This is a genomic window from Actinomadura harenae (genome assembly GCF_003696215.1).
Taxonomy (GTDB): domain Bacteria; phylum Actinomycetota; class Actinomycetes; order Streptosporangiales; family Streptosporangiaceae; genus Spirillospora; species Spirillospora harenae.
This window is the reverse complement of the sequence record NZ_RFFG01000051.1, coordinates 1-25521: the sequence shown is the minus strand read 5'-3', so window position 1 is coordinate 25521 and position 25521 is coordinate 1. Positions and strand designations below refer to the sequence as shown.

21 protein-coding genes, 1 tRNA gene and 1 pseudogene are annotated in these 25521 nt (G+C 73.0%); 10 read left to right on the top strand and 13 right to left on the bottom strand.

The window, feature by feature from the left end; genetic code table 11:
• Positions 1-28 precede the first annotated feature (28 nt).
• Positions 29-457 (bottom strand): hypothetical protein, encoded by a 429-nt coding sequence (locus tag EBO15_RS25660; RefSeq protein WP_122197005.1) that lies wholly within the window; start codon positions 455-457, stop codon positions 29-31.
• Between the two features lie 256 nt (positions 458-713).
• Between EBO15_RS25660 and EBO15_RS25655 the strand changes: the two genes are divergently transcribed.
• A tRNA-Arg gene (locus EBO15_RS25655) sits at positions 714-786 on the top strand.
• Between the two features lie 172 nt (positions 787-958).
• On the opposite strand, the gene EBO15_RS25650 is transcribed toward EBO15_RS25655, so the two are convergent.
• From EBO15_RS25650 to EBO15_RS25640, 3 genes are all read right to left on the bottom strand, one after another.
• On the bottom strand, positions 959-2074 hold the full coding sequence (locus EBO15_RS25650; protein WP_122197004.1) for a hypothetical protein: 1116 nt from the start codon (positions 2072-2074) through the stop codon (positions 959-961).
• Positions 2075-2338: 264 nt separating this feature from the next.
• Positions 2339-2962, bottom strand: a complete 624-nt coding sequence (locus EBO15_RS25645; protein ID WP_122197003.1) for an SMI1/KNR4 family protein — start codon at positions 2960-2962, stop codon at positions 2339-2341.
• A gap of 29 nt (positions 2963-2991) precedes the next feature.
• Positions 2992-4404 (bottom strand): LCP family protein, encoded by a 1413-nt coding sequence (locus tag EBO15_RS25640; RefSeq protein ID WP_122197002.1) that lies wholly within the window; start codon positions 4402-4404, stop codon positions 2992-2994.
• Positions 4405-4629: 225 nt separating this feature from the next.
• Here EBO15_RS25640 and EBO15_RS25635 point away from each other — a divergent pair, with 225 nt between their 5' ends.
• The gene (locus tag EBO15_RS25635; protein WP_147481643.1) at positions 4630-5487 is read left to right on the top strand and encodes a DUF6923 family protein; all 858 of its coding nucleotides are present in this window, start codon (positions 4630-4632) and stop codon (positions 5485-5487) included.
• Positions 5488-5520: 33 nt separating this feature from the next.
• The gene (locus tag EBO15_RS25630; RefSeq protein ID WP_122197039.1) at positions 5521-5997 is read left to right on the top strand and encodes a macro domain-containing protein; all 477 of its coding nucleotides are present in this window, start codon (positions 5521-5523) and stop codon (positions 5995-5997) included.
• Here the strand turns inward: EBO15_RS25630 and EBO15_RS25625 are convergent.
• The 3 genes from EBO15_RS25625 to EBO15_RS25615 form a co-directional block, all read right to left on the bottom strand.
• Positions 5982-7391 (bottom strand): sensor histidine kinase, encoded by a 1410-nt coding sequence (locus EBO15_RS25625; RefSeq protein ID WP_122197000.1) that lies wholly within the window; start codon positions 7389-7391, stop codon positions 5982-5984. The two genes, EBO15_RS25630 and EBO15_RS25625, sit on opposite strands and share 16 nt — an antisense overlap.
• Positions 7392-7413: 22 nt before the next feature.
• Entirely contained in the window at positions 7414-8100 is a 687-nt protein-coding gene (locus EBO15_RS25620) for a response regulator transcription factor (RefSeq protein ID WP_122196999.1), read from the bottom strand.
• Positions 8101-8235: 135 nt separating this feature from the next.
• Positions 8236-8736, bottom strand: a complete 501-nt coding sequence (locus EBO15_RS25615) for a hypothetical protein (protein ID WP_147481642.1) — start codon at positions 8734-8736, stop codon at positions 8236-8238.
• A gap of 209 nt (positions 8737-8945) precedes the next feature.
• On the opposite strand from EBO15_RS25615, the gene add reads away from it, so the two are divergent.
• Genes add through EBO15_RS25600 form a run of 3 tightly spaced genes read left to right on the top strand, consistent with a single transcriptional unit; the run spans position 8946 to position 13036 of the window.
• Complete coding sequence (gene add, locus EBO15_RS25610) at positions 8946-9950, top strand: adenosine deaminase (RefSeq protein ID WP_233616431.1); 1005 nt, start codon at positions 8946-8948, stop codon at positions 9948-9950.
• Positions 9951-9977: 27 nt separating this feature from the next.
• Positions 9978-12281 (top strand): phage holin family protein, encoded by a 2304-nt coding sequence (locus tag EBO15_RS25605; protein ID WP_199744804.1) that lies wholly within the window; start codon positions 9978-9980, stop codon positions 12279-12281.
• Positions 12278-13036: an MBL fold metallo-hydrolase gene (locus EBO15_RS25600; protein WP_122196996.1), complete on the top strand. Its 759-nt coding sequence runs from the start codon at positions 12278-12280 to the stop codon at positions 13034-13036. Before EBO15_RS25605 ends, EBO15_RS25600 begins: the two co-directional genes overlap by 4 nt.
• A 39-nt stretch (positions 13037-13075) precedes the next feature.
• Here the strand turns inward: EBO15_RS25600 and recQ are convergent, their stop codons facing one another.
• Positions 13076-15088: a DNA helicase RecQ gene (gene recQ, locus EBO15_RS25595; protein ID WP_267898432.1), complete on the bottom strand. Its 2013-nt coding sequence runs from the start codon at positions 15086-15088 to the stop codon at positions 13076-13078.
• Positions 15089-15160: 72 nt separating this feature from the next.
• Positions 15161-15832: an HAD family hydrolase gene (locus tag EBO15_RS25590; RefSeq protein ID WP_122196995.1), complete on the bottom strand. Its 672-nt coding sequence runs from the start codon at positions 15830-15832 to the stop codon at positions 15161-15163.
• 238 nt (positions 15833-16070) lie between these two features.
• On the opposite strand from EBO15_RS25590, the gene EBO15_RS25585 reads away from it, so the two are divergent.
• A complete protein-coding gene (locus EBO15_RS25585; RefSeq protein ID WP_122196994.1) occupies positions 16071-16682 on the top strand; it encodes a hypothetical protein in 612 nt (203 codons plus the stop codon).
• 97 nt (positions 16683-16779) lie between these two features.
• Complete coding sequence (locus EBO15_RS25580; RefSeq protein ID WP_122196993.1) at positions 16780-17160, top strand: phage holin family protein; 381 nt, start codon at positions 16780-16782, stop codon at positions 17158-17160.
• Between the two features lie 76 nt (positions 17161-17236).
• Here the strand turns inward: EBO15_RS25580 and EBO15_RS25575 are convergent, their stop codons facing one another.
• The 4 genes from EBO15_RS25575 to EBO15_RS25560 all read right to left on the bottom strand — a co-directional run bounded on the left by EBO15_RS25575 (position 17237) and on the right by EBO15_RS25560 (position 23433).
• On the bottom strand, positions 17237-19669 hold the full coding sequence (locus EBO15_RS25575) for a coiled-coil domain-containing protein (protein WP_122196992.1): 2433 nt from the start codon (positions 19667-19669) through the stop codon (positions 17237-17239).
• 95 nt (positions 19670-19764) lie between these two features.
• Entirely contained in the window at positions 19765-20730 is a 966-nt protein-coding gene (locus EBO15_RS25570; RefSeq protein WP_233616430.1) for a cation diffusion facilitator family transporter, read from the bottom strand.
• Positions 20731-20917: 187 nt separating this feature from the next.
• A complete protein-coding gene (locus EBO15_RS25565) occupies positions 20918-21940 on the bottom strand; it encodes a hemolysin family protein (RefSeq protein WP_122196990.1) in 1023 nt (340 codons plus the stop codon).
• Positions 21928-23433 carry a hemolysin family protein gene (locus EBO15_RS25560; RefSeq protein ID WP_122196989.1) on the bottom strand — a complete coding sequence of 502 codons (1506 nt, stop codon included), beginning with the start codon at positions 23431-23433 and terminating at the stop codon, positions 21928-21930. Before EBO15_RS25560 ends, EBO15_RS25565 begins: the two co-directional genes overlap by 13 nt.
• A 496-nt stretch (positions 23434-23929) precedes the next feature.
• On the opposite strand from EBO15_RS25560, the gene EBO15_RS25555 reads away from it, so the two are divergent.
• Together EBO15_RS25555 and EBO15_RS25550 are read left to right on the top strand one after the other, a co-directional pair.
• A complete protein-coding gene (locus EBO15_RS25555; protein WP_233616429.1) occupies positions 23930-25177 on the top strand; it encodes a hypothetical protein in 1248 nt (415 codons plus the stop codon).
• A pseudogene (locus tag EBO15_RS25550) lies at positions 25174-25521 on the top strand (hypothetical protein); the annotation flags it as partial. The gene EBO15_RS25555 and the pseudogene EBO15_RS25550, both read left to right, overlap by 4 nt.

Sequence of the window (25521 nt, the reverse complement as noted above, 5' to 3'; positions counted from 1 at the left end):
GGATAGCCTCTTCCGGCCGTGGGTGGTGTCAGCCGGTGTAGCCGCAGGCCCGGCCGAGGTCCGCCGCGTCCTGGATGAAGTTCCGGCTGCCGCTCATGTTCGGGGTGCTGGTGCTGCCCGAGCCGATGTTCCCGAGCACCGTCGCCAGGGACTCCAGGTCGCTGGCGACCTTGTCCGAGGACGACTTGACGTCCCCGCCGGCCTTGGCGCCCTCGCTGCGGATCTTGGAGGCGGTCTCCCGGTACAGCCGCGCGTTGGCCGCCGAGCTGGACCGCAGGTTGGACGCGTCCGGCTGGCTGACCTTGCTCTTGATCGCGGTCAGGTCCGCCTTGATGTTGTTGCAGGCGGTCTTCTTGTTCCCGCCGGTGATGCTGTCGAGGGGCCCGCAGGCGGCCGACGCGAGCAGGGCGCCGCCCAGGGCGAGGGTTCCGATCAGCCGGGGGGCGGACATACGCATCTGAATGCTTCTCCTTGTTCGGGGGGAGCAGGAGCACCGGACGAGACTGGGGCCGTCCGGTCGACTTCCGACTCGGTCCCCCCTTTGGCGCACATCGCCCCCGATCGGTTCCCCCGTATCCCAGGCGCGACCACCGGCCCCGGTGCCCTACACTGGTGCATGTCGCAAGGACGGAAACCCACCGCCTCAGCACCCCGGTGCGATGCTGGTAGACTTCCCGACGGCGACAACGCAGCAGGTCACAGACTTGAAGCGAGCACCCGTAGCTCAACGGATAGAGCATCTGACTACGGATCAGAAGGTTAGGGGTTCGAATCCCTTCGGGTGCGCACAGCTCATAGGCCCTTCCCGGTTATCGGGGAGGGCTTTTGGCGTTTCTCGTGGAGATGTGGCGGAGTTGTCGGTGATCTCGAGTGCGGGTGGGCGTTCGGTTGTGGGCGGCGCTCGCGGGTCGGCCGAGATCCTCTGGTCCGCGAGCGCGCATCGGTGGTCGCCTGGCGGTTAGTGCAGTCTGTTGGACGTGTTTTGGGCCTCTGCTCGTACGGCTTCGAGGAAATCGGTGTGGAGGTGTTCGGCGGGCTCTTCGGTTTGGTCGTCGAAGTCTTCGTGGGCGCTTTCTGAGTAGAGGAGCCAGCAGGCTCGGATTCCGTAGAGGAGGTCTTCCAGGAGGTCCTGGGCGGGGCGGGCGGGGTCGAGGGTGGTCAGTCTGACTTCGGAGAACAGGACGGCGCGGAAGTTCGGGTCGCGGTCGGAGTGGCGGGCGGCGAGTTCCTCCAGTTCCGTGAACCTGTCCTGGAGTTCGTCGACGTCGTGGACGAGTCCCTCCGCGACGGCCATGGCCTCGGCGAGGAGGCGGGTCACCGCGCCGTAGGGGGAGAGGCCCTGTTCCATGAGTTCGAGGACGGTCGTCGGGGTTCGGTAGGGGAGTGCCTCGATGTTGTCCGCTTCCTGGACGATCGCCGTGGGAGGGACTCCCGTGAGTTTCGCGGTGGCGTCGGCTGCGGCCTGGAGCCAGTGGGCGGCCGCGACCGACGCCGCCGCCGGGTCCAGGTCGGTGAACGGCTCGTGGCCGCTGAGCAGGCTCGTGCGGAGGAGGTCGTCCGCGGCGGCGATCTGGGATGGGGACGCTCCTGCCCGGGTGAGGGTGACGGCGTGGGCCGCGCGGCCGGTGAGGTCGCCGCGTCCGGCTCGTTCGATGGCGTCGAGCTCGGTGCGCGCCTCGCGGATCACGGCCTCGGAGAGGCGGGCGTCGCCGGCCCTGTGGAGTGCCCTGCCGACGCGGTGGGCGGACTCCTCGACCGGGTTGTAGGAGACGACCCGGTCGAGGAGGAGGTTCGGGTCTCGGAGGATGTCGGGGACCTTGGGCAGGAGGGCCTGCGTTTGCGCGCGGCGCCAGCCTTCGGTGTTCTCCTCCAGGCTCTTGGCAGCCTCCGGCGGGTGGGTGTACGTGCGCCACATGGCGTCCGATAGGGCGGACATCGCCTGTGCCAGGCTCCGTGCGCTTGCCTCTTCGACCGTCTCCGGTACGGAGGCGATCTGCGCGGTTCGGTGGCCGGTCCCGGACCCCCAGACGGCCAGGAGTGACCGTCCCTGCTCGTCGTAGGCGTACAGCGTCACGGCGTGGTCCTTTCCAGAGGCGATCGGGTGTGAGCCGCCCACATCATCGCGAGCGGGTCGCCGAGTTCCTCGAGTGGGTCTGCTCCGGGTGTTGTCCCCAGAGCGTCGCAGGTGCGCGGTCGTTCGATGACCGATGCGTCCACTGCCCCGGTATTACGAGTTGTTCCCTGTCGCGTGCTTCATATGGCCGGGCTCGAGACATGGGCAGGCGAGATGGCGTCACGCGGACGGGTGTGGGCAGGATGTGGTGACTTGTATGGGTGGTTAGGGGTGGTCATGTTGTCGTTGGGGTTTGTTGAGGCTTTGATCCTGCTGGTGATTTTGGGGCTTGGGGTCTTGGCCGTTGTTGGGGTTGTGCTGTTGGCGGTGGTGGTCGCTCGGCGGGGGTGAGGGGAGTCGGGGGCCTGCTTGGGGCCATAGGGGGAGGTTGGGGGCGTCGTTGTCGTACCAGGCTTCGTTGGTGAGCCAGTTGGTGAGCCAGGTGGCGAGGGACGGGGCGTCCTGGAACCAGGCGTGGGACGGGTCGTCGGTGACGGCGTTGGGTTCGTAGAGGAGGACGGGGGCGTCCGGGGCGGCGCAGTCGATGGCGGCGTACATGGCGCAGCCCCAGTCGAGGATGGGGAGGACGCCGGTGGGCCAGTCGCCCAGGGCGTGTTTGGCCTGGTAGGTGGTGACGGCCGTGGGGGACCGCGGGCCGATGAGGGGCATGAGGTCGCAGTCGGGGCCGAAGCCGCCATTGCCGACGTCCTGGTAGAGGCGTGCCAGGAGTGGGGGGAGGGTGAAGCCGAGGGCGGCTTCGGCCTCCTCGATCTGGGTGGAGGTGGCGCAGGGGAGGTCGCCGCCGGCGCGGGTGGCGACGCGGTCCAGGAGGTCGTCGTGGTCGGTCACGGACGCATCGTGGCAGGCGCGTCGGACGGTCAGGGCTGCTTGCAGACGTCGTCCTCGGCGCTCAGTTCGCCCTGGAGCTTGGGGATCGCCTTGCTGGGGAGGTGCAGGTTCTGGAAGTCCCGGCCGAGGACGAGGTCGACCGTTCCGGACGGCGCGGAGCCTGGACGTGCGGTCGCGCCCGGGAGCAGGGACGTGAGGGCGGTGGCCTGGGCGTTCGCGCCCGCGCCGTAGCGCACTTGGGACGTGGCGGACGCCGCGGTGGTGCCGGTGCCGATGACCTGGTAGCCCGCGGTGCGGAGCTGGTCGGCGACGCGTCCGGCGAGTCCGGTGGTGCCGGTCGCGTTGAGGACGCGGACCCGGACCTGCGCCGGCGGGAGCTTGGACGGCTTCTTCGTGGCGGCGGCGGCGGACGGCGTGTCGATCTGGTGGTCGTCGCGGATGGCGGTGAAGAAGCGGGACGCGTCCGGATCGCGGAAGGCGACGCGGTTCGGGTCCGGGGCGTACGGGGCGACCGGGACGGTGACGAAGCGGAGTTTTCCGGCGGTGAGGCCGCGCATGCCCTCGGCGATCTTCGTCATGGACGACAGGTCCAGGCCGCGGTCGGTGGTGAGGGACTTGGTGCCGGCCTCGGCGAGGGGGAGCAGCTTGCCCGGGTTGGCGAGGGTGCCCGCGCTGAGGACCTTCTTGGCGAGCGAGCCCATGAACTGCTGCTGGCGCTTGATGCGGCCGAGGTCGGAGCCGTCGCCGAGGCCGTGCCGGTTGCGGACGTAGGCGAGGGCCGTCTCGCCCTTGATGAGGTGGCGGCCGGCTCCGAGGTGGAGTTTGGAGTCCCTGTCGTCGACGGCCTTCGGCAGGCAGATCTCGACGCCGCCGACGGCGTCGGTGATGCTCTTGAAGCTGGTGAAGTCCACCTGCATGAAGTGGTCGATCTTGATGTCGGTGACGTTCTCGAGGGTCTTCATCGTGCAGGACGCTCCGGCCGCCGTGAACGCGGAGTTCAGCATGCCGACGCGGACCGGCGCGGTGCGTCCGCCGCCGGGCTTCGCGCAGGAGGGGATCGGCACCATGAGGTCGCGGGGGAAGCTGATGCCCAGGGCCTCGCGTCCGCCGGGGGACAGGTGCAGCAGGATCATCGTGTCCGAGCGGGGCGGGTCGTTCTTCATGGACTTGCCGTACCGGGCGTTCGCGCCCGCGCGGCTGTCGGTGCCGAGCAGCAGGATGTTGAGCGAGTCGTTGAGCTTCTTCGGCCGGTTGTCGCCGATGAGGCGGTCGCTGTCCTCGTGGTGGATGTTGTTCTGCAGCCGCCAGTAGAAGCCGTAGGCGGTCAGGCTGGTCACGACCAGCACCGCCGAGACGATCACCGACAGCCAACCCAGCACGCGCCAGGCGCGTCCTTCCCTGTGGGGTGTGTCGCGCCGGACGTCCGGCTCGGTGAACACCATCCGCCCCGCCTTCCCCCTGTCCGAGGTCCCGCATATTGTCAAACATTCGCGCAAATGAGCAACTGTTGTCCCGGGCGGGTGCCTTGACCGGCCCTTGGGTTCGCCGACTTTCATGATCGGGAACCACCTGACCGCAGAGCGTTGGCGGGAGCACGGGGGGACACCTTGTCGAAGGTCCGGACTGGCGCCCGGTGGGCGGCCGCGGGGACGGTGCTCGCCGTCCTCGTGTCACAGACGCCCGCGGTCGCGGCGCCCTCGGCGGTCGCGGCGGGGGCCGCGCACTGCGACGGCGTCGCCTACGTGGTCGCGCGGCAGCGTGTCGCGGGCACGCGCGACGCGCAGCGGTCGAAGGGGCGGCGCGGGGATGGACGGCGGGTGCTCGGACGGCTCGACATGCGAACCGGCGCCGTCAGGCCGATCGCACCGAAACCCGGTCTCGACGCGCTCGGCTACAACACGCGCGACGGGCTCCTCTATGGGGTCGAGAACAGCCCTGTGGACGGGGGTTCGCCGAACCTCATCACGATCGATCCGCGTGACGGCGCCACGCTGGCGTCCGTGTCGCTTCCGCCGGACGCCTACACGGCGGGCGCGATCTCGCGTGACGGCCTGTTCTACGTGCGCGGCCGCGATGACGTCACGGTCATGGACGTCAAGGCGAAGCCGGCTCGCATCGTCCGGTCGTTCGTGTTGAGTTCGGACGTGAAGCTGGACGATTTCGCGGTGCGGCCCGCAGACGGCCGGATCTACGGTGTGGACAACGCGACCGGCGACCTCGTCCGAATCAGCCCGCGGACCGGCGTCGTCAAGTGGTTCGGGGGGCTCGCGCTCGGACGCGTGACGGCCGCCTTCTTCGACACCAGCGGGACGCTGCGCGTCGCGGGCGCGCGCATAGCCAGCGTGGACGTCGCGAAACTCCCGTCACGCTCAAAGCACTTGGACGTCCGCCGCGTCGGGGTGCTCCCGGTGCGTCCGCCGAAGCTGCTCGACGGCGCGGGCTGCCTTAAGGGCGTGCCGAAACTCGTGAGCGACGCGGCGCCCCCGAAGATCGCGCCGCCCTCGACGGCGGCGAAAAGCGGATGAGGAATGTCGGACCTGTTGTCTATCGTCCTGTTCGTGAGTGAGATCCGGTATGTGAAGGGTGACGCGACGTCTCCGCAGGCCAAGGGCGTGAAGGTGATCGCGCACGTCTGCAACGACCTCGGAGGGTGGGGCAAGGGGTTCGTGCTCGCCGTGTCCCGCCGCTGGGACGAGCCCGAACGCGCCTACCGCGAGTGGCACCGGAACCGCGCCTCCAACGACTTCGGGCTAGGCGCGGTGCAACTCGTCCAGGTCGAGCCCTATGTGCACGTCGCGAACATGGTCGCGCAGCGCGGGATCAAGCGCGGCAGCAAGGGCGTCCCGATCCGGTACGAGGCGCTTGCCGTCTGCCTGGAGAAGGTCGGCGCGCGCGCCGCCGAACTGGACGCGTCCGTGCACATGCCGCGCATCGGATGCGGGCTGGCGGGCGGACGCTGGTCCGAGGTCGAGCCGCTCATCGAACGCCACCTCGTCGGACGCGGCGTCCCCGTCACCGTCTACGACTTCGACTGACCTGCGGCGTCGTCCGAGGGAAGGGTCACACGGACGGTCGTTCCGGTGCCCGGGGCCGAGAAGAGCTCCGCGTGCCCGCCGTGCGCGGCGGCGATCGCGGCGACGATGGGAAGGCCCAGGCCCGCGCCGGACGCGCCGCCGCTGTGGAACCGCTCGAACGCGCGAGCCGCGTCCTCCGGCGACATGCCGGGGCCCTCGTCCGCGACCTCCAGGACGATCCCGCCGTCGCGCGCCCGCTCGACCCGGACGGTCGACGCGGTGCCGGACGGCGTGTGGACGCGCACGTTGGCCAGCAGGTTCGCCAGCACCTGGCGGAACCGTCCCTCGTCCACCGTGGCGACCAGGCCCGGCGGCGCCTCCAGCCGCACCGGGCGGTCCGGATCGGCGGCCTGCGCGTCGGCGACGGCGTCGCGGGCGAGCGCGGACAGGTCCGCCGGGGCGGGTTCGAGGGACGCCTCGCGGTCCAGGCGGGCGAGTTCCAGCAGGTCACCGACCAGGCTGCTCATCCGGCGGGCCTCCTCCTCGATGCGCCGCATCGCGTCGGGCAGCCGGTCCGGGCCGAGCGCGCCCTGCCGGTACAGCTCGGCGTAGCCCTGGATCGTGGTGAGCGGCGTGCGCAGCTCGTGCGACGCGTCCGCGGCGAACTCGCGGACCCGCGCCTCCGACCGGGCGCGCGCCGCGAACGCCTGCTCGATCCGGCCGAGCATCACGTTGATCGCCCCGGCGAGGCGTCCGGTCTCGGTGCGCCGGTCGGCGCCGGGCATCCGCTCGTCCAGGCTGCCGCCGAGCGCGATGACCTGCGCCGTCGTCGCCATCTGGCGCAGCGGCAGCAGCCCGCGCCGGATCAGCCAGCGGCCGACCAGCGCGAGCGCGATCAGCAGCAGGACGATCGTGGCGAGCTCGGTGACGACCAGGCTGAGCGTCGCCGCGCGGATCTCGGCCAGCGGCGCGGCGACGACCACGACGTCGTCCCCGTGGCCGGAGCGCGGCGGGAGGCTAGCGACCTCCGTCCGCGGCGGGCGGACCCGGGCGACCGCCCGCATCCCCGGCAGCGCGAACGGCCTGCGGTCGGCGGCGCGCCGGGCCAGCTCGGACGGGCCGAGCCGCTGGAGCTCGTCCTCGGCGACTCCCGGGTCGGGGTCGTCGCCGCTGAGCACCTTCATCCGCCCGGACGGCGCGACGCTGATCACCACGAACCGGGCCGGGGCCATGCCGTCGTCCGGCAGGCCCGGCTTGAGCCGGGTGACCGCCCGGTCGCGTGTCGCCTCGAGCTGGCCGTCCACCCGGCGCATCAGGTAGTTGTGCAGGACGAGCGCGCTGACCAGGCCCATCAGCAGCAGCCCGGCGCAGGTGACGGCGAGCAGCCCGGTCAGCAGCCGCGCGTTCAGGGTCATCGGCGGCCGCCCGCGGGGGTCGTCATGGCCGCAGGGTGTAGCCGACGCCGCGGCGGGTGTGGATGAGCGGCGGGCCGAGCGGGTCGAGCTTGCGGCGCAGGTAGCTGATGTAGGTCTCGACGACCTGCGGGTTGCCGTCCCAGCCCCAGACGGACTCGAGGAGCTGCGCGCGCGTCAGGACCCGGCCCTCGTTGCGCATCAGGCAGGCGAGCAGGCGGAACTCGGTCGGGGACAGGTCGATGTCGGCGCCCGCGCGGCGGACCGTCCAGCGGGACTCCGACAGTTCGAGGTCGGCGACGCGCAGCAGGTCGTCGTCCTCCTTCGGGGCGGCGGCCGGGACCGTGCGGCGGAGCACCGCGCGGACCCGCGCCACCAGCGCGTCGATCGAGAAGGGCTTGGTCACGTAGTCGTCGCCGCCCAGGGTGAGGCCGGTGACGGTGTCGGACGGGGTGTCGCGGGCCGTCAGGAAGATGATCGGCACCCGGTCGCCGGCCGCGCGGAGCCGCCGGCACACCTCGAACCCGTCCAGGTCGGGGAGGAGCACGTCGAGCAGGATCAGGTCGGGGCGCCCGCTCTCCGCGGCGCGCAGCGCGCCCACGCCGTCGTCCGCCGTCTCCACCGCGAACCCGTGGAAGGTCAGCGCGGTGTCGATCAGGTCCCGGATGTTCGCCTCGTCGTCGACGACGAGCACCCGCCGCTCCTCGTTCATCGGCGCCGCTCCTCGTTCATCGGCCTCCGCAGGTCATCCGCAGCGCCCTCATCGACGTTACTGCGGTCCCGTACCGCGCGCCGCCCCCTCCGGGAAGGGGACGGCGGCGGGACGGGAACCGGCACGTCCGCCGGTTCAGTCGGCCTTCTTCTGCGGGTCGCGGACGGCGGCCGCCGTGCGGGTGTCGCCGCTGCGGTCGCCGAACACGACGACCTGGTCGCCGTTCCCGACGGCGCTCAGAGCGGACTTGGCGCGGGACTTCATGACGCGGGTCTTGGCGTCGACCGTCCACGTCCAGGTCACGCCGTCGGCGCTCTTCACGGTCAGGGTCGTGCCGGTCTTGCCGGTGACCTGGCCGCGCTGCCAGTCGACGAGCTTGAAGGTGTTGTTCTTGGCCTTGACGGTGGCCTCACCGTGGACGCCGCGCATGCCGCCGCGGAAGCCGCGGTGCCCGTGCGCGCCGTTCTTGCCGCCGTGCCGCCACTGGCCGCCGTGTCCCTTGCCGGACGCCGACGGGTGCGCGGACGGGGACGGGGACGGGCTCGCCGCGAAGGCGGGAACGGCGGCGTACAGCCCTGCACCGAGCAAACCGGCGGCGGCGACACCGGCCGCCATCGTCTTCTTGTTGGCTCTCATGACGATCACCTAACCGGGGGCGTCTGGGAGTTCGGCCCCGAGGTCCCTGAGAGAAAGCTGAGAATGCCCGCAAAGTTACCCAAGTCTGGCGCGCCGGGTCGAGGCGGAGGTCGGGTGGGTACCGCCCCGAGAGGGTCCTGACCTGCCGGGATATTCTCGGGACGGACAGGACGAACCGCGATGGGACGAATCCCGCGAGGAGGATGGCCGTGGACGCGTTCATCGCCGGAATGCCGAAGTGCGAGCTGCACCTGCACATCGAGGGCACCCTCGAGCCCGAGCTGAAGATGCGGCTCGCCGAGCGCAACCACGTGCGGATGCCCTACCGGACGGTCGAGGAGGCCCGCGACGCCTACAAGTTCGACAGCCTCACATCGTTCCTGGTCGGCTACTACGAGAGCATGAACGTCCTGCTCACCGAGCCGGACTTCTACGACCTCGCGACCGCGTACCTGACCAAGGCCGCGTCCCAGAACGTCCGGTACGCGGAGATCTTCTTCGACCCGCAGGCGCACACCTCGCGCGGCGTGCCGTTCGACCTGGTGATCCGGGGGCTGCGCCGGGCGGTCCTGGACGCCGAGCGCCTGCTCGGCATCCGCGCCCAGCTCATCATGTGCTTCCTGCGCGACTTCTCCGCCGAGTACGCGATGGCGACGCTCATGGAGTCGCTCCCGTACCGCGAGTGGATCGTCGGCGTGGGGCTGGACTCGGACGAACGCGACAACCCGCCGGTGAAGTTCGCGAAGGTCTTCGCGCGGGCGCGCGAGGAGGGCTACCTCATCACCGCGCACTGCGACATCGACCAGCCCAACACCCACGAGCACATCCGGCAGTGCCTGGACGTGATCGGCGTCGACCGCATCGACCACGGCTCCAACGCCCTCGAGGACGAGGAGCTCACGGCCGAGATCGCGCGGCGCGGGCTCGGGTTCACCGTCTGCCCGGTGTCGAACGGGTTCGTGACGTCCGACATGAAGGCCGCCGAGATCCGCCGGATGCTCGACCTCGGGCTGAAGGTCACGATTAACTCCGACGACCCGGCCTACTTCCTCGCCTACGTGTCGGAGAACCTCCAGGCCGTCCAGGAGAAGCTGGGGCTCGGCAGGGACGAACTGGTGCAGTTCGAGCGGAACGCCTTCGAGATCGCCTGGCTGCCGCGCGCCACGAAGGACGCCTTCCTGACCGAGCTGGACGAGTACGCCGCGTCCGCCTGAGACCGGGCTCCACCAGGGAGAACGGCATTGGCGACCGAGCCGGACGAGCGGGCCGAACCACCGGACGAGCGGGCCGAGCCGGACGAGCGGCCCAGGGCCGGGCAGCGGCGGCACCTTGCCGCCTGGTTGCTGCGCGGACGCCGTCCGACCTGGGGAGACGTCGGACGGCTGCTCGGGTCGTGGGCGCTCAACGCGGCCGTCCTCGGTGTGATCATCGCGCTGCATCCCGGGATCTCCGTCCGGGACGGCGCGGGGTCGGTGCTGCTCGCCGCGCTGGTGATCTCGGCGGTCAGCGTGGTGCTGCGGCCGCTGCTCACGGCGCTCGCGGTCGCGCTGGCCTGGTTCGGGGTGTTCGTGATCGGGCTGCTCGCCCAGGCCGTCGTCACCTACGTCGGGCTGCGGCTCACCCCCGGCGTGTCGATCAGCGGGTTCGGGTCCGCGATCGTCGCGGCCTGGCTGTCCGCGCTGTTCACGACGGTGTTCTCGTGGCTGCTCGTGGTCAACCAGGAGGACGAGTTCGTCGGCTACGTCATGCGCCACGCCACCCGGGGCCGCCGCCGCGCGAAACCCGTGGACGACGGCCTGACCGGGGTGGTGTTCGTGCAGCTCGACGGGCTGCCCCGGCCCGTCCTGGAGTGGGCGCTGCGGGCCGGGAACCTGCCGACGCTGTCGCGCTGGGTGCGGTCCGGCGGGCACGTCGTGCGCGGCTGGACGGCGCGGGTCCCGTCCACGACGCCCGTCTCGCAGGCGGGCCTGCTGCACGGGACGACCGAGGGCATCCCCGCCTTCCGCTGGTTCGAGAAGGCGTCCGGGCGGATGCTGGTCGCGAACCGTCCCGCCGACGCGGCCGTCCTCCAGGACCGGCTGACGGACGGCCGGGGCCTGCTCGCCGACGACGGCGTCAGCGTCAGCAACCTGTTCTCGGGGGACGCGCCCGTCCGGCTGCTCACGATGAGCAGCGGCCCCGCGCGCGGCGGCAGCCTCGGACCGGCGGCGTCCTACGCGTCGTTCTTCACCCACCCGTTCGGCTTCTCCCGCGCGCTGATCCTCACCGCCGGGGAGATGGTCAAGGAGCTGTGGCAGGCCCGCACGCAGCGCGAACGCGGGATCGAGCCACGGATCCGCCGCGCCGGGTGGTACGTGGCGCTGCGCGGGATCACCAACGTCATGCTGCGCGACCTCAACATCGCGCTGGTCGTCGAGCAGATGATGCGCGGCGCCCGGTCGATCTACGTGGACTTCGTGGACTACGACGAGATCGCGCACCACGCCGGGCCCGTCCGGCCCGAGTCGATGCGGTCGCTGGAGGGACTCGACCGCGTCCTCGGCGTGCTCGAACGGGTCGCTGAGCAGACGCCGCGCCCGTACGCGTTCGTCGTGCTGTCCGACCACGGGCAGACGCAGGGCGCGACGTTCCGGCAGCGCTTCGGGACGCCGCTGGAGGACGTCGTCCGGAACCTCATGGGCGGATCCTCCGGGGTCAGCGCCGGGACGGAGAGCGTGGAGGACTGGGGGCCGGTCAACACGTTCCTCAACCAGCTCGTCCAGCAGGACGGCGTCAGCGCGGAGATCGCCCGCCGCGTCCTCGGCGACCGCGCCGAGTCGGGCTTCGGCCCGGACCATCCGGAGGAGGCGAAGAACGACCTGGTGGTGTGCGCGTCCGGCAGCCTCGGCCTCATTTCCTTCCCGCGCCACCCCGGGCGCCTGCGCCACGAGGAGATCGAACGCCGCTGGCCCGGCCTCGTCGGGGGCCTCGCGGCGCATCCGGGCATCGCCGTCGTGGTCGTCGTGTCCGGGGCGCACGGGCCGCTCGCCGTCGGCCGCGACGGCGTCCACCACCTCGCGTCCGGACGGGTGGACGGCGCCGACCCCCTGCGCGGGCTGCCCGGCCAGGCCGCCGCCGACTTCGCCCGGATCGCCGCCCTCGAGAACGCCCCCGACCTCTACCTGCACGGCGTCTTCGACCCCGCGACGGGCGAGGTCGCGGCGTTCGAGGAGCAGGTCGGCAGCCATGGCGGCCTCGGCGGCTGGCAGACCGAGGCCGTCCTCGTCCACCCCGCCGGCTGGCCGCTGGACGCCTCCGGCCTCGTCGGCGCCGAGACCGTCCACCGCCAGCTCGTCACCTGGCTGGAGCACCTCGGGCACCGCAAGGAGCTCCCCGCCCGCAAGGACCTGCCCGCCCGCAAGGACCTGCCCGCTCGCGAGGGGGACCTGCCCGCCCGCGAGGACCAGGCCCGTGAGGACCTCCCCGCTCGCGAGAAGGACCTGCCCGCTCGCGAGGGGGACCTGCCGGCCCGCGACACCCCGGCGGCCGATCGGCGGGACGGGTGAGCGCGGCGATCACGTGGTGGGGGCACGCGACGGCCACGATCGAGGTCGACGGGGTGCGGCTGCTCACCGATCCGGTGCTGACCGGGCGGATCGGGCATCTGCGCAGGCGGCGCGGCCCCGCGCCGGACGTGGCGGCGCGCCGCGCGGACGCCGTGCTGATCTCGCACCTGCACGCCGACCACCTGCACCTGCCGTCACTGGCCCTGCTCCCGGACGACGTGCCCCTGATCGTCCCGCGCGGCACGGCCCGCTTCCTCGCCGACGCCGGACGCGCCGACCTCGCCGACCGCAGCGTCGAGACGCGCCCCGGCGGCGAGACCGCGCTGGACGGCGTGGGCGTCCGCGCCGTCCCGGCCCTGCACAGCGGACGCCGCACCCCCTGGTCCCGGTACGAGGCGCCCGCCCTCGGCTACGTGATCGAGGGCGGGCGGAGGGTCTGGTTCGCGGGCGACACCGACCTGTTCCCGCAGATGGACGCCCTGGGACCGGTCGACGCCGCCCTGGTCCCGGTCGGCGGCTGGGGGCCGACGCTCGGCCCGGGACACCTCGACCCGGCGCGTGCCGCCGAGGCCGTCCGCCGCGTCCGCGCGAGCCTGGCCGTCCCGATCCACTACGGGACGTTCTGGCCGATCGGCATGGAACGCGTCAGGCCCGGCCTGTTCCTCGGCCCCGAACAGGCCTTCGCCATCCACGCCCGCATCGCCGCCCCGGACACGACCGTTTGCATCCTCACCCCGGGCGAGACCCTCCCCTGACCGCCGGGCGGGGCGGGTCTCGCTCGTTTCAGCGCGTGGTCAGGCCTCCATGGAGAGGACATCGAGGAGCTGGTCGCCGTACTTGGCGAGCTTGTTCTCGCCGACGCCGCTGACGGAGGCGAGCTCGAGCAGGGAACCGGGGCCGGCCGTGGCGATCTCGCGGAGGGTCGCGTCGTGGAAGATCACGTAGGCCGGGACGCCCTGCTCCTTCGCGGTCGCCGCGCGCCAGGCGCGCAGCCGCTCGAAGACCGGCGTGGCCTCGGCGGACAGCTCGACGGCGGCCTTGCGTTCCCGGGACGACCGGGTGCCGGCCCTCGCGGGGGCGCGCTCCGGCTCGCGGCGCATCATGACCCGCTGGTCACCACGCAGCACGGCCGAGCTGCCCTCGGTCAGGACGAGCGTGCCGTGGTTGCTCTCGACGGCCAGCAGGCCCTGCGCGAGCAACTGCCGGATCACCCCGCGCCACTCCACGTCGCGCAGGTCGGAACCGACGCCGAACACCGACAGCGCGTCGTGGTCGAACTGGATGACCTTCGCGTTCTTCTTGCCGACCAGGATGTCGACGATGTGGCTCGCGCCGAACTTCTGGCGCCGCTCGCGGTCGAGCCGGAACACCGTGGACAGCACCTTCTGCGCCGGGACCGTCCCGTCCCAGGACTCCGGGGGGGACAGGCAGGTGTCGCAGTTGCCGCACGGCTCGGACGGCTGGCCGAAGTAGTTCAGCAGCTGGACGCGGCGGCACTCGACCGACTCGCACAGCGCGAGCATCGCGTCGAGGTGCAGCGCCTGGCGGCGCCGGTGCTGCTCGTCGCCGTCGGACGAGTCGATGAACTTGCGCTGGCTGACGACGTCCTGGAGGCCGTAGGCGAGCCAGGCGGTGGACGGCAGGCCGTCGCGCCCGGCGCGTCCGGTCTCCTGGTAGTAGCCCTCGACGGACTTCGGCAGGTCGAGATGCGCGACGAACCGGACGTCCGGCTTGTCGATGCCCATGCCGAACGCGATCGTGGCGCACACGACCAGGCCGTCCTCGCGGAGGAAGCGGGACTGGTTGGCCGCGCGGACGGACGCGTCGAGCCCCGCGTGGTACGGGACCGCCTCGACGCCGTTCTCGGTGAGGAACTCGGCCGTCTTCTCCACCGACGCGCGGGACATGCAGTAGACGATGCCCGCGTCGCCGTCGTGCTCGGCCTTCAGCAGCTGGAGGAGCTGCCGCTTCGGGTCGTTCTTCGGGACGATCCGGTACTGGATGTTCGGCCGGTCGAAGGAGGAGACGAACTGCCGGGCGTCGGTGAGCTTGAGCCGGGTCGCGATCTCCTGCCGGGTGGCCGGGGTCGCGGTCGCGGTGAGCGCGATGCGCGGCACGTCCGGCCAGCGTTCGTGCAGGTGGGACAGCATGAGGTAGTCGGGCCGGAAGTCGTGCCCCCACTGCGACACGCAGTGCGCCTCGTCGATCGCGAACAGCGAGACCGTGCCCCGGTCGAGCAGCTCGACCGTCGCCGGGACGCGCAGCCGCTCGGGCGCCAGGTACAGCAGGTCGAGATCGCCCTGGACGAACTGCGCCTCGACGACGCGGCGCTCCTCGAAGTCCTGGGTGGAGTTGAGGAACCCGGCCCGGACGCCGGCGGCCTGGAGGGCGTCGACCTGGTCCTGCATGAGGGCGATCAGCGGGGAGATCACCACGCCGACGCCCTTCCGGACCATCGCGGGGATCTGGTAGCACAGCGACTTGCCGCCGCCGGTCGGCATCAGGACCAGCGCGTCGCCGCCGTTCGCGACGTGCTCGATGATCTCCTGCTGGCCCTCGCGGAACGCGTCGTACCCGAAGACGCGGTTCAGCACTTCGATCGGCGTCCCGTACTCGGGACGCGGCGGAGGGACCTCGCCCAGGTCGGCGGGGCCGTACCCGCCGTCCGCCTCGGGATCCGGGGGCACGAAACCCTCGTCCCCGTAGGCGTACGCGTCGGCGAAGGCGAGGTCGGCCTCGCTCAGGTGATCGTCGTACGGGGGCGGGAACCCGTCGTCCTCAGGGGAAACGTCCTCGGGAGAAGCCACCGGCTCATACTATGAGCGCCCGCCGACAGCCGAGGCCCTTCCGGCACTCCTGTGGATAACCCCCACACCTCTCTAGGCGCGCCCCTCCAGACCCGTCAGGACGTCCGGGGTCAGCTCGTCCAGGCTCTTGATCTTCAGGGTCGCGAGCGCCGCCGCGTCCGCCGCCGGGGGATAGCGCGGATGCGGGACGGCGACGACCCGCATCCCGGCCGCGTGCGCCGAGCGCAGCCCGTTGCTGGAGTCCTCGATCGCCACGCACTCCCCGGCCGGGACCTCCAGCCGCGCGGCGGCGGCGAGATAGCCGTCCGGAGCGGGCTTGCCCAGGTCGACCTCCTCGGTGGAGACCGTGGTGCGGAACAGTCCCGCGATGCCGAGACGGCCGAGCACGAGGTCGATCAGGGCGCGCGGCGACGAACTGGCGAGGCCGAGCGGCCGGAAGTCCGCCATCCGCCGGACGGCCTCGACCGCGCCCGGCATGATCGGGACCTCCACGGCGTACCGGCGGGACATCCGGTCCACGACCTCGTAGGCGACCTGGTCGGACGTGACGTCACCGCCGATCAGGTCACCGGCCAGGTAGTCGGCCCACTCGTCGGTGCTCATGCCCATGAGCCGGTCCTGCGTGTCGGGACGCCAGGTGCCGCCCATGTCGGCCACATAGCCGCGGCGGACCTCCTCCCACACGGGCTCGGAGTCGACCAGCACTCCGTCCAGGTCGAAGACGATGGCCTGCGGGGTCGTCATCTGGGGGCTCCTCCTTCCCGGCCGTGAGCGGCCGGCGGCAGCGGGCGTTCGCGGACGATCTTTACCCCTCCGGAGCACGGGCGAACCCGGTTGACCTGCACTGTTAGTCGAAAACAGGCATAAATCAGGCGACTCTGGCAGGGTGGGGCACCCCCCGCTTCTGGAAACAGGGCGGGGCACCCCCGCCTCTGGAGACAGGGCGGGGCAGCCCCCCGCTACTGGAGAGGAGAACGCCCAGATGCTGTTCTTCGGACTGATCCTCGCCGCGGCGGTCGTCGCCGTCGCGGTGGCGGTCGTCATCTTCGACACCGGCCCCGCGCACCTGACCCTGTTCGACCAGCAGGTCCCCGGAATCACCTCGGTCTGGCAGGTCTTCCTCGCCGGCGCGGTCACCGCCGCGCTGTTCGTCGTCGCGATGATCATGCTGTGGGTCGGGTTCGGCCGGATGCTGACCAACCGCCGCGACCTGCGCGACTCGCTGACCACCCTGGAGATGGAGAAGAAGGAGCTCCAGGAGCAGCTGGCCAGCGCCCGCCGAGGCGCCGCCCCCGCCGCCCCACCCCGGCCCCGCCCCCACGACGACGCCGGTCCCCGCGACAACGCCCCCCGGAAGGACCCGGGTACCGGTGCGCGGCGCCCTGACGTCACCGTTCCCGTGCCCGCGGGAGCCGGCCCCGTTCGCGGACGCACCGGTCCCACGCCCGTTCCGCCGCGTGAGCCCGCCGCCACCCGCACCGGCGGACGCGGCGTGCCGTCGCGTCCAGGCGGCCCCGCTGGACCGGGGGGACCAGGCGGGTCGGGCGGGCCGCGCATCGACGCCGCCTCGCCGTTCTTCGACAGGGCCGACTGATGGGGGTCCGGGTCGTCCTAGGAGACGAGACGGGAGCCCTGGATATCGCCGTGCGGAGGGATGACCGCGAGGTGTCCCAGGACGGAGGATCGTAACCGTGCGAATCATCATCAAGGTTGCGATCACGGCGGCCGCGCTGTGGGTGGCGAAACTGCTCGTCCACGGGATCACCGTCACCGGCGACACGGCCGGGAGGCGGGTGCTGACGCTGCTCGGCGTCGCGGTGATCTTCGGCGTGGTGAACGCCGTCCTCAAGCCCATCATCAAGACGTTCGGGTGCGCGTTCTACATCCTCACCCTCGGCCTCATCGGCCTGGTCGTGAACGCCCTGCTGCTGCTGCTGACCAGCTTCCTGGCCGGCAGGTTCGACCTCCCGTTCCACGTCGCAGGCTTCTGGCCCGCCTTCTGGGGCGCCATCGTCGTGGGCGTCGTCGGCTGGGTCCTGCACATCCTGATCCCGGGTGACGACGACGACTGATCCCCGCCCCCTCAAGCATGAGAGAACCCGCGTGGGCCCTGCGGATCAGGGCCGCGCGGGTTTTCCTTTCGCCGTGTCAGGCCGTCTCGTCCGCGGGATCCGGCTTCGGGGCGTCGTTCTGCGGATGCTCCTCGGGGACCGACGTCGGCTCGGACGGCGCGTCCGTGACGGTGTCCTCGACGGGGTCGGTGACCGTCTCCTCCAGAGGGTTCGCCGCGGGCTCCGGGGCGGGCTCAGGGGTGGTGGGCGTCGTGAGGAGCGTCCAGCGGCGGGCGTGGGTGGCGCCGATGAGCAGGTCGTCCGGGCCGAGGCGCTCGGTGCCGCTGACGACCAGCTCGTCGAACTGCCCGGGGTCGCCGGACGAGATCGCGAACGGAGAGCCGCCCACGACGCTGGCCCGGCCGAGGAGCGTGCGCGCGAAGGCGGACTCCGCGTCGTGCGGGCTGTCGGCGAGCGCGGCGAGGAGGCCGGTCAGCTCCTCGATCCGGGTCATCGCGCGCGCCTGGACGTCCGGCAGGCCGCCGGTGTCCGGCTCGTCCTCGCCGCTGATCGCCGCGACCTGGTCCCGCGAGCGGGCCTCGGCCTCGATGGCGACGGCGAGGTCGGTCTCGTCCTCGGCGTTCTCGGTCTCGGTGTTCGCCCGGCGCTCGGCCAGCGCCGTCTCACCCTGCGAGATCCGGTTCGTGGACGACGCGACGTCCGACTCGGCCCGTTCGAGCGCGGCCTCGGCGATCTCCCTCGCCGTGCGGGCGACGGCGAGGCGCTCCTCGGCGGCGCGGGCCGTCTGCTCGGCGTAGCGGGCCGACGCCCCCGCCTGCGTCGCCCGGTCGGCGGCCTCGGCGGCGGTCCGCGCCTGCTCGCGATGGGTCTCGACGGCGCCCTCGCGTTCCTCGGCGAGGCGGGTCAGCTCGTCCGCGAGGCGCACCTGCGCGTGCTTGGCCGCCGCGAGCCGCTCGGCCCCGTTCTCCAGGAAATGCTCGAGTCCGGCCTGGTGGTGGGCGGCGCGCTCGGCCGCCTCCTTGGTCTCGTGCGCGCGCTTCACCGCGTCGTCCGCCTGCTGCACCTTGGCCTTCAGGTCGGCGCGCAGCTGCTTCAGCTCGGGCGGGCCGGGCGCGACGTGCAGGCGCTGCGTCAGCGTCATCTTGCCCCGGACGGCCGCGACCGCCGACTCCGCCGCCCGGACGCGGTAGTAGGACGCGTGCCCCTCCGCCATGGCGGTGCTGTCCTCCGACACCAGCCGCTCGGTCTCGGCCTGGGCGGCGGGCAGTTCCTCGCGCGCCCGCGCGAGGTCGGCGATCAGCTGCTGCTCCTGCTGCCTGGCCGTGCTCAGCTCGTACTGGGCCTGGGACGCCCGCTGGTCGATGGCCGTGACGCGCGCGTACGCCTCGTCCGCGACGCCCGCGGCCTCGGCGGCCTTCGCCGCGATCCCGTCCGCCTCGGCCCGGAGCCGGACGGCCTCCTGCCGGGGCTCCACGGCCTCCCCGGCGACCTGCTCCTCCTCGGCGGCCGTCCGCTCGCGCTCAGCCTCGGCGGCGGTCACGGCCTCCCCGGCGGTCACGAGCTCGGCGCGGCGGTCGACGAGCGCGGCCTCCAGCGCCGCGATGTCGGCGCGCCGCTCCTCGCGCCGCTGGACGCCCTCCACCTCGAGCCGCTCGACCGTCGCGACGTCCCGGGGCCACTGCTCCAGCCACAGCAGGCCGAGCTGGAGCCCGCGGAGCTCGCGCTCCCAGTCCTCCCGCCACACGCCCCCGACGGGCCGGACCACGATCCGCCGGACGACCTCCTCCACCGGACGATCGTCCGCCGCCGCCTCCTCCTCAGGCCCGGGGACCTCAGGAGCCACGGGGACCGCGGACGCGAGCGCCTCGTCCGAGACGATCTTGTTGGGACGGGTCTTCTCCGCGGCCGGGACCGGATCCGCCCGGGTGCCGTCCAGCGCGTCGGCGACGGCGTCCGGGATCACCTCCAGGCGCAGGGTGCCGAGGTCACTGACCGTGACGTCCGGATCGTCCGGCACCGGTCGCAGGGCCTCGGTGGCGCTCTCGGTCATCGACCGGAACTCGACGGTCCCGTTGTGCACGCGGCGGCGGAACGGCGGCGGCGGGACGACCTCCTCCAGCATCAGCGGGAGCTCCCGGCCGGCGAGCGCCTCCAGGAGTTCGGCGGCCTCGTCCCGGGACGGCGCGAGCAGCAGGATGCGGCCGTCCAGGGCGTCGGTGATCTGCCGGACCGCGGCCCCGGCGTCCTCGCCGGACAGGTCGATCATCGACGCGACGCGCTCGTCGAGCGTCTCCGGCTCGACCATGAGGCGGGCCAGGTCCGTCCAGTCGTCGGTCGGCTCGCGCATCGCGAACACGCGCAGCGTCGCGATCCGCCCGGACCAGCCCAGCGGCTGCTCGGCCTCCGGCGGGACCGCCTCGAGCAGCTCGGCCTCCAGGCGCTCGTAACGCTCGGTCAGCGTCGCGCACAGCTCGCCGACCCGCTCGCGCAGCCGCTCCGTCTCGTCCACAGCCTGCTCCACCGTTGTGCCATCCCGGTATCCGGTCGCTCCGCGAGGGGACCGGTCCCCTCCGGTTTTCTCCCTCTCCGTCCATGTCTAACGTCTCACAGGCCGGGAGCGCTCCGGTGCCGAGCGAGCACCGCGTGATGATCGACACCGTCGCGCGGCTGCGGATCCGGGTGGACGAGGGCGCCGGTCAGCCGGGGCAGGGCGTGCAACAGAGCGTGTTCGGCGCGGACGGACGTGTCGTGCGCCGCGACCAGCGTGGAGCCCGGATCGACGAGGACGTCGCACTCGGCGCGCAGCCGGTGCCCGATCCACCGCAGCCGGACGGTCCCGACCCCCAGAACGCCCGGGACGTGCAGCAACGCGTGCTCGGCGGTCGCGACGAGCTCGGGGTCGACGGCGTCCATGAGCCGCCGCCACACCTCGCGGGCCGCCTGCCACAGGACGGCCAGGATCGCGGCGGTGATCAGCAGCCCGACCACCGGGTCCGCCCACGTCCAGCCGAGGGCGGCGCCCGCCGCGCCCAGCAGGACGGCCAGCGACGTGAACCCGTCGGTGCGCGCGTGCAGGCCGTCCGCGACGAGGGCGGCCGACCCGATGCGGCGGCCGACCCGGATCCGGTGGCGGGCGACCAGTTCGTTCCCGGCGAAGCCGATCAAGGCCGCCGCCGCGACCGTCCACAGGTGCGTCACGGCCTGGGGATGGGCGAGCCGCTGGAGCGCCGCGTACCCGGCCGCCGCCGAGGACGCCGCGATCGCCAGGACGACCACCACGCCCGCGAGGTCCTCGGCCCGCCCGAACCCGTAGGTGTAGCGCCGCGTGGGCGGACGGCGGCCGAGCAGGAACGCGATCCCCAGCGGGACGGCCGTCAGCGCGTCCGCCGCGTTGTGCAGCGTGTCGCCGAGCAGCGCGACCGACCCGGAGAGGACGGCGACCACCGCCTGGAGGACGGCCGTCGCGGCCAGCGCCAGCAGCGAGATCCACAGGGCCCGCATGCCCTCGGCGCTCGCCTCCAGCGCCGCGTCCACCTTGTCCGCCGCCTCGTGCGAGTGCGGCCGGACCACATGCGCGACCCGACCCCGGAGCCCGCGCCCACCCGGATGCGGATGCGGATGCCCGTGGCCGTGCCCATGGCCATGACCGTGTTGGGTGCCCATGACCCCACCATGGACCACGAAATCCGTTGCAGCACCTCGACAGAAACGCATCATCCGCAGCCGCGACGGGGTCGCGACTGCGGATGCGTGGTCGTTAGTGCGGGTTGGCGGCCAGGAGCTCGGCGAGCAGGTCGTCCAGGGTGACGATCCCGGCGATCGCGTCGCCCTCGCCGGGCCCGCCGACGACGGCGAGCTGGGCCCGCGAGCGGCGCATCAGCGACACCGCCGACAGGACGGTCGTCGCGCCGGTCAGGACGGGCGCCGGGTGCGCCAGCTCGGCGGCGCGGCGCCCGGCGTCCGGCTCGGCGACGGCGGCCCGGACGTGCACGATGCCGGGGCCCGCGCCGTCCGCGCCGAGGACGACCAGCCGGTTGTGCCCGCTCGCCGTCGCGACCCGCCGCACGTCCGCGGCCGTCGCGTCGGACGGCACCATGGCGACCTCGGCGGCCGGGACGACCAGGTGCGCGACCGTGACCTCCCGCGCCGAGATCGCCCGGCGCAGCAGCTCGTGGTCGTGCCGCCCGATCAGGCCGAGCCGCCGGGACTCGCCGACCAGGTGGCCGAGCGAGCGGACGTCGGCCGGGGCGTCCAGCTCGTCGCGCGGGGTGATCCGGCAGAGCCGCAGCAGCCCGTTGGTGAGCGTGTTGAGCGCCGCGAGCACCGGCCGCGACACCTTCGCGAACGCCCGGAACGGCAGCGCCAGCAGCAGCGCCGACCTGCGCGGATGCGCGATGGCCCACGACTTGGGGGCCATCTCGCCGATGACCATGTGCAGGAACGTCACGACCCCGAGCGCGAAGCCGAGCGCGATCGTCTTGGCGACCGCGTCCGGGGCGCCGAGCGCGTGCAGCGGCGGCTCCAGGACGTGCTCGAACGCCGGTTCGGTGACGATCGCGAGGCCCAGCGAGCACATCGTGATGCCGAACTGGGCCCCGGCGAGCATCAGGGACAGCTCCCGGGTCCCGGCGAGCGCGGCGGCCGCCGGGCGGCTGCCGCGGGCGGCGGCGCGCTCCAGCTGCGGGCGGGGCGCGGCGACGAGCGCGAACTCGGCCGCCACGAAGAACCCGTTCCCGACCAGCAGCAGCACCGTGATCAGAAGCGAGGTCAGCGGGTCCACGGTCCCTCCCCGGACGCCGCCATGGCGCCCTCGTCGTCCCCGGCCACCGCGGACGGCGGCGACGCGTCGTCCGCCCGCCCCTGCGCCGGAACCTGAACGTTCTCGCGCTCAGCCGGGCCCACGGCATCCCCGGTCGCCCCGTCGGACGCGGCCGTGCTCACGGCGTCGGGGGTGGTCAGGGCACGGACGCGGACGTGGCGGGCCACGCGGCGGGCGACGGAGACGACCTCGATCTCGGCGTGCCCGTCGGGCTCGGCCGGGTCCTCGCCCAGCGGGACGACCAGGCGGTCGCCGGGCCGGGGGAGGCGGCGGAGCTCGGCCATGACCAGGCCGCCGACCGTGTCGTAGGAGTCGCCCTCGGGGAGGGCGAGGCCGGTGGTCAGCTCGATCTCGTCGACGCGGAGCCCGGCGTCCAGCAGCCAGGAGCCGTCGGCGGAGCCGACCGGGGCCTCCTCGCGGGCGTCGTTCTCGTCGGTGATCTCGCCGACGAGCTCCTCCGCGACGTCCTCGAAGGTGAGGATCCCGGCGAGGCCGCCGTACTCGTCGACGACGCAGGCGAACTCCTCGCCCGCCTCGCGCATCCGGTCGATCACCCCGTACAGCGGCTGGCTGCCGGGGATCATGAGCGCGGGACGGGCGATCGCCGACACCGGCGTGGACGGCGCGAGCCGCTCGGCCGCGGCCTCGCGGGCGCCGACGACGCCGATGACGTCGTCCATGTCCTGGCCGTAGACCGGGTAGTTGGAGTTGCCGTTCTCCCGGATCAGGGTGATCAGCTCGGCGACCGTGGCGTCCGAGGCGAGCGACCGGACCTGCGGGCGCGGCACCATGACCTCGTCGGCCGTCCGGTCGCCGAACGACAGCGCGCGGTCGAGGAGGCGGGACAGGTCGGCGGGCAGGTGCCCGGCCCCGGCGGAGCGGTCGATGATGTCGCCGAGCTCCTCCAGGGTCGCGCCGCTGTGCAGTTCCTCGACGGGCTCGACGCCGACGGCGCGCAGCAGCTTCTCCGCGGCCCGGTCGAACAGCCTGATCAGCGGCCCGGCCACGGTCAGGTAGGCCAGCGTGGACCCGGCGAGCGCGCGGGCGAGGCCCTCGGCCCGGGCGAGCGCGAGGTTCTTGGGGAACAGCTCGCCCAGCAGCATCTGGATCAGCGTGGCGAGGACGAACCCGGCGGCGAGCGCGACCGCGTCGACCGCGCCGGACGGGACGCCGGCCGGCGGGAGCAGCGGTTCGATCAGCCCGGCGAGGGCGGGTTTGGCGATGAACCCGACCACCAGGGTGGTCATGGTGATGCCGAGTTGCGCGCCGGACAGCATGAAGGAGAGCCGTCCGACGACCCTGAGGGCGCGGCGTGCGGCGGGGTCGCCGTTGTCGGCGGCCGCGGAGAGGCGGGCCCGGTCGACGGCGACGAACGCGAACTCCTGGGCGACGAAGTAGCCCGTCGCGGCGGTGAGCAGGATGACGGCGAAAAGGCCCAGTGCGGCGGTCAGCACGGTGCACCGGGTCTATGACTGGGGTCCGACACTGCGGACACTCACTCCTCTCGATCGACTGCTCAGCCCACGTCCCCCGCGGGGAGACGTCATCTACAGAACGTCACTTCACACCACGACGTTCCCCGCGCACAAGTCGTCCTGCCGTGACTCTGTGTGTTTTTGCTAACGGACGCGACCGCTCTGAGGTGGCCGAAGGCGGCCAGCGGGGCCGCCCCGGACGGCGCGGCGCGGCGGACGTATCCCGATTTCCTCCTGCTTCACCCAGGTGACTCGCGAAGCTCCCGGAATGTCGGGAGCGGCGAACGCGCTTGTGCCGGAAAGTGCCCCGGATCACACTGAACGGAAGGCGGAGGCCCGATCCTGGACGGACGGCGGCCGGAGCGCGGGTCGGGAACCCGCGGGCCGCGGCGCGAATCGAAGACGGTGTCGGGTGCGTCCGGTGCCGAGACGGTGCCGGTGCGAGGACGGGCAGGGACACGGGGCCGAGGTGAACGTGAGCGGGACCGGGGCGGCGCCCATGAGCCGCGAGGGCGTCGACCACGCCCTCGCCCAGCTGCGCGCGGACGCGGAGAGGATCTCGTCGGCGCTTCTCGATCTGGACGCGCACGCGGGGTCGAGGCTTCTGAAGGGCGCGCGGCTGACCGGGGAGACCTGGCGGCGCTGGGACGAGGCGCAGCGCCGGGCCGCGACGCTGTGGAAGCTGTTCGACGCCTACAGCCGGGTGCTGGACCAGGCGTCCGCGCTGCGCGGCGAGTCGTCCCGTCCGGACGCCGACGCGCTGCTGATCCTCTCGGGGATGCTGACGGGGCCGTCGGTCGATCTTCCGGACGGCGAGGTCCCGCTCGACCAGCGGTCGCTGCTCGGGCCGGACCGCAGGCGCGTGTCGCTCGACGAGGCCGTCCGGCTGATGTCGGACGCCTACGAGGAGGCGGCGGCCGTGGTGGTCGCGGCCGACAACGCCTGGACGGCCCTGCTCCTGCCCCTGGACGAGGTGGAGGACGGCTGGCGGGACGCCGCGCGCGTCGCGCACGAGCTGGACGGCGTCCGGCATCCGGAGCTCGACCGCATCGGCCGGGAGCTGACCGCGCTCGGACGGACCGTCCGGACCGATCCGTTGTCGCTGGTCACGGGCTCGGGCAGCGAGGCTAAGGCGGACACCTCGCGGCTGGAGGTCCTGCGCGCCGCGCTCGACCGGGTCCGCGTGGAGCTGGCGGACGCGGTCGCGGCGCGGGACGGGCACACCGCCCTCGTCGACCGGCTGACCGCGGCGATCGACGGGGTCGCCGAGGCCGAGCGGGCGGCGTGGACGTCCCGGGAGACCGTCCTCACCAAGATCGACTCGCCGGGCCTGCCGGACCCGGTCGAGCCGTCCGCGGGGCTCCGGGACCGGCTGGCCGCGCTCGCGACGCTGTGCGCCGAGAGCCGGTGGCGGGAGCTGGCCGTCCGGTCGGCGGAGCTGGACCGGGCGGTCGCGACGGCGCTGGACCGCGTCCAGGCCGATCACGCGCTCAGCTCGGGGCTGCTCGACCGCCGGTCGGAGCTGCGCGGCCGGCTCCAGGCGTACCAGGCGAAGGCCGGGCGCCTCGGTCTCGCCGAGGAGGCGGGGCTGTCGGTCCTGCACGACCGGGCGCGGGACCTGCTGTGGACGGCCCCCTGTGACCTGCGCGCGGCGACCGCCGCCGTCGCCGAGTACCAGCGCGCCATCCGGGCGTGCGAGAGCGAGACGGGAACCCGCGGATGACCGCAAGCCAGCCGCCCAGTACGCCGTCGCCCTGCGCCCAGCCCGACTGCTCCGGGACCGTCCAGGCGGACGGCTTCTGCGATCTCTGCGGGCTGACGCCGCCCGCGGAGCGGGAGGCCCCGGGGCCGGACGTGGGGGCGCTGCCGACGGTCCCGGGCGGGCGGGCGAACCGGGGGCCGGACTGGTCGATGATGGCCGGAGGACGCGTCGAGGGCCCGGCGGGCGAGGCGCCTCCCGGGAACGGGACGTCCGGCGGCGGCTCGGGCGGCGGGGCGGGCGACGCAGGCGGGTCGGGCGGCGGATCGGGCGACGCAGGCGGGTCGGGCGGCGGATCGGGCGACGCA

Excerpts from the sequence above, each read along its gene's own strand:
- EBO15_RS25585 (WP_122196994.1), top strand. The coding sequence starts at position 16,071 with ATGCTGTTCTTCGGACTGATCCTCGCCGCGGCGGTCGTCGCCGTCGCG.
- EBO15_RS25640 (WP_122197002.1), bottom strand. The coding sequence starts at position 4,404 with ATGGTGTTCACCGAGCCGGACGTCCGGCGCGACACACCCCACAGGGAA.
- EBO15_RS25625 (WP_122197000.1), bottom strand. The coding sequence starts at position 7,391 with ATGACCCTGAACGCGCGGCTGCTGACCGGGCTGCTCGCCGTCACCTGC.
- EBO15_RS25660 (WP_122197005.1), bottom strand. The coding sequence starts at position 457 with ATGCGTATGTCCGCCCCCCGGCTGATCGGAACCCTCGCCCTGGGCGGC.
- EBO15_RS25615 (WP_147481642.1), bottom strand. The coding sequence starts at position 8,736 with ATGAGAGCCAACAAGAAGACGATGGCGGCCGGTGTCGCCGCCGCCGGT.
- EBO15_RS25620 (WP_122196999.1), bottom strand. The coding sequence starts at position 8,100 with ATGAACGAGGAGCGGCGGGTGCTCGTCGTCGACGACGAGGCGAACATC.
- EBO15_RS25590 (WP_122196995.1), bottom strand. The coding sequence starts at position 15,832 with ATGACGACCCCGCAGGCCATCGTCTTCGACCTGGACGGAGTGCTGGTC.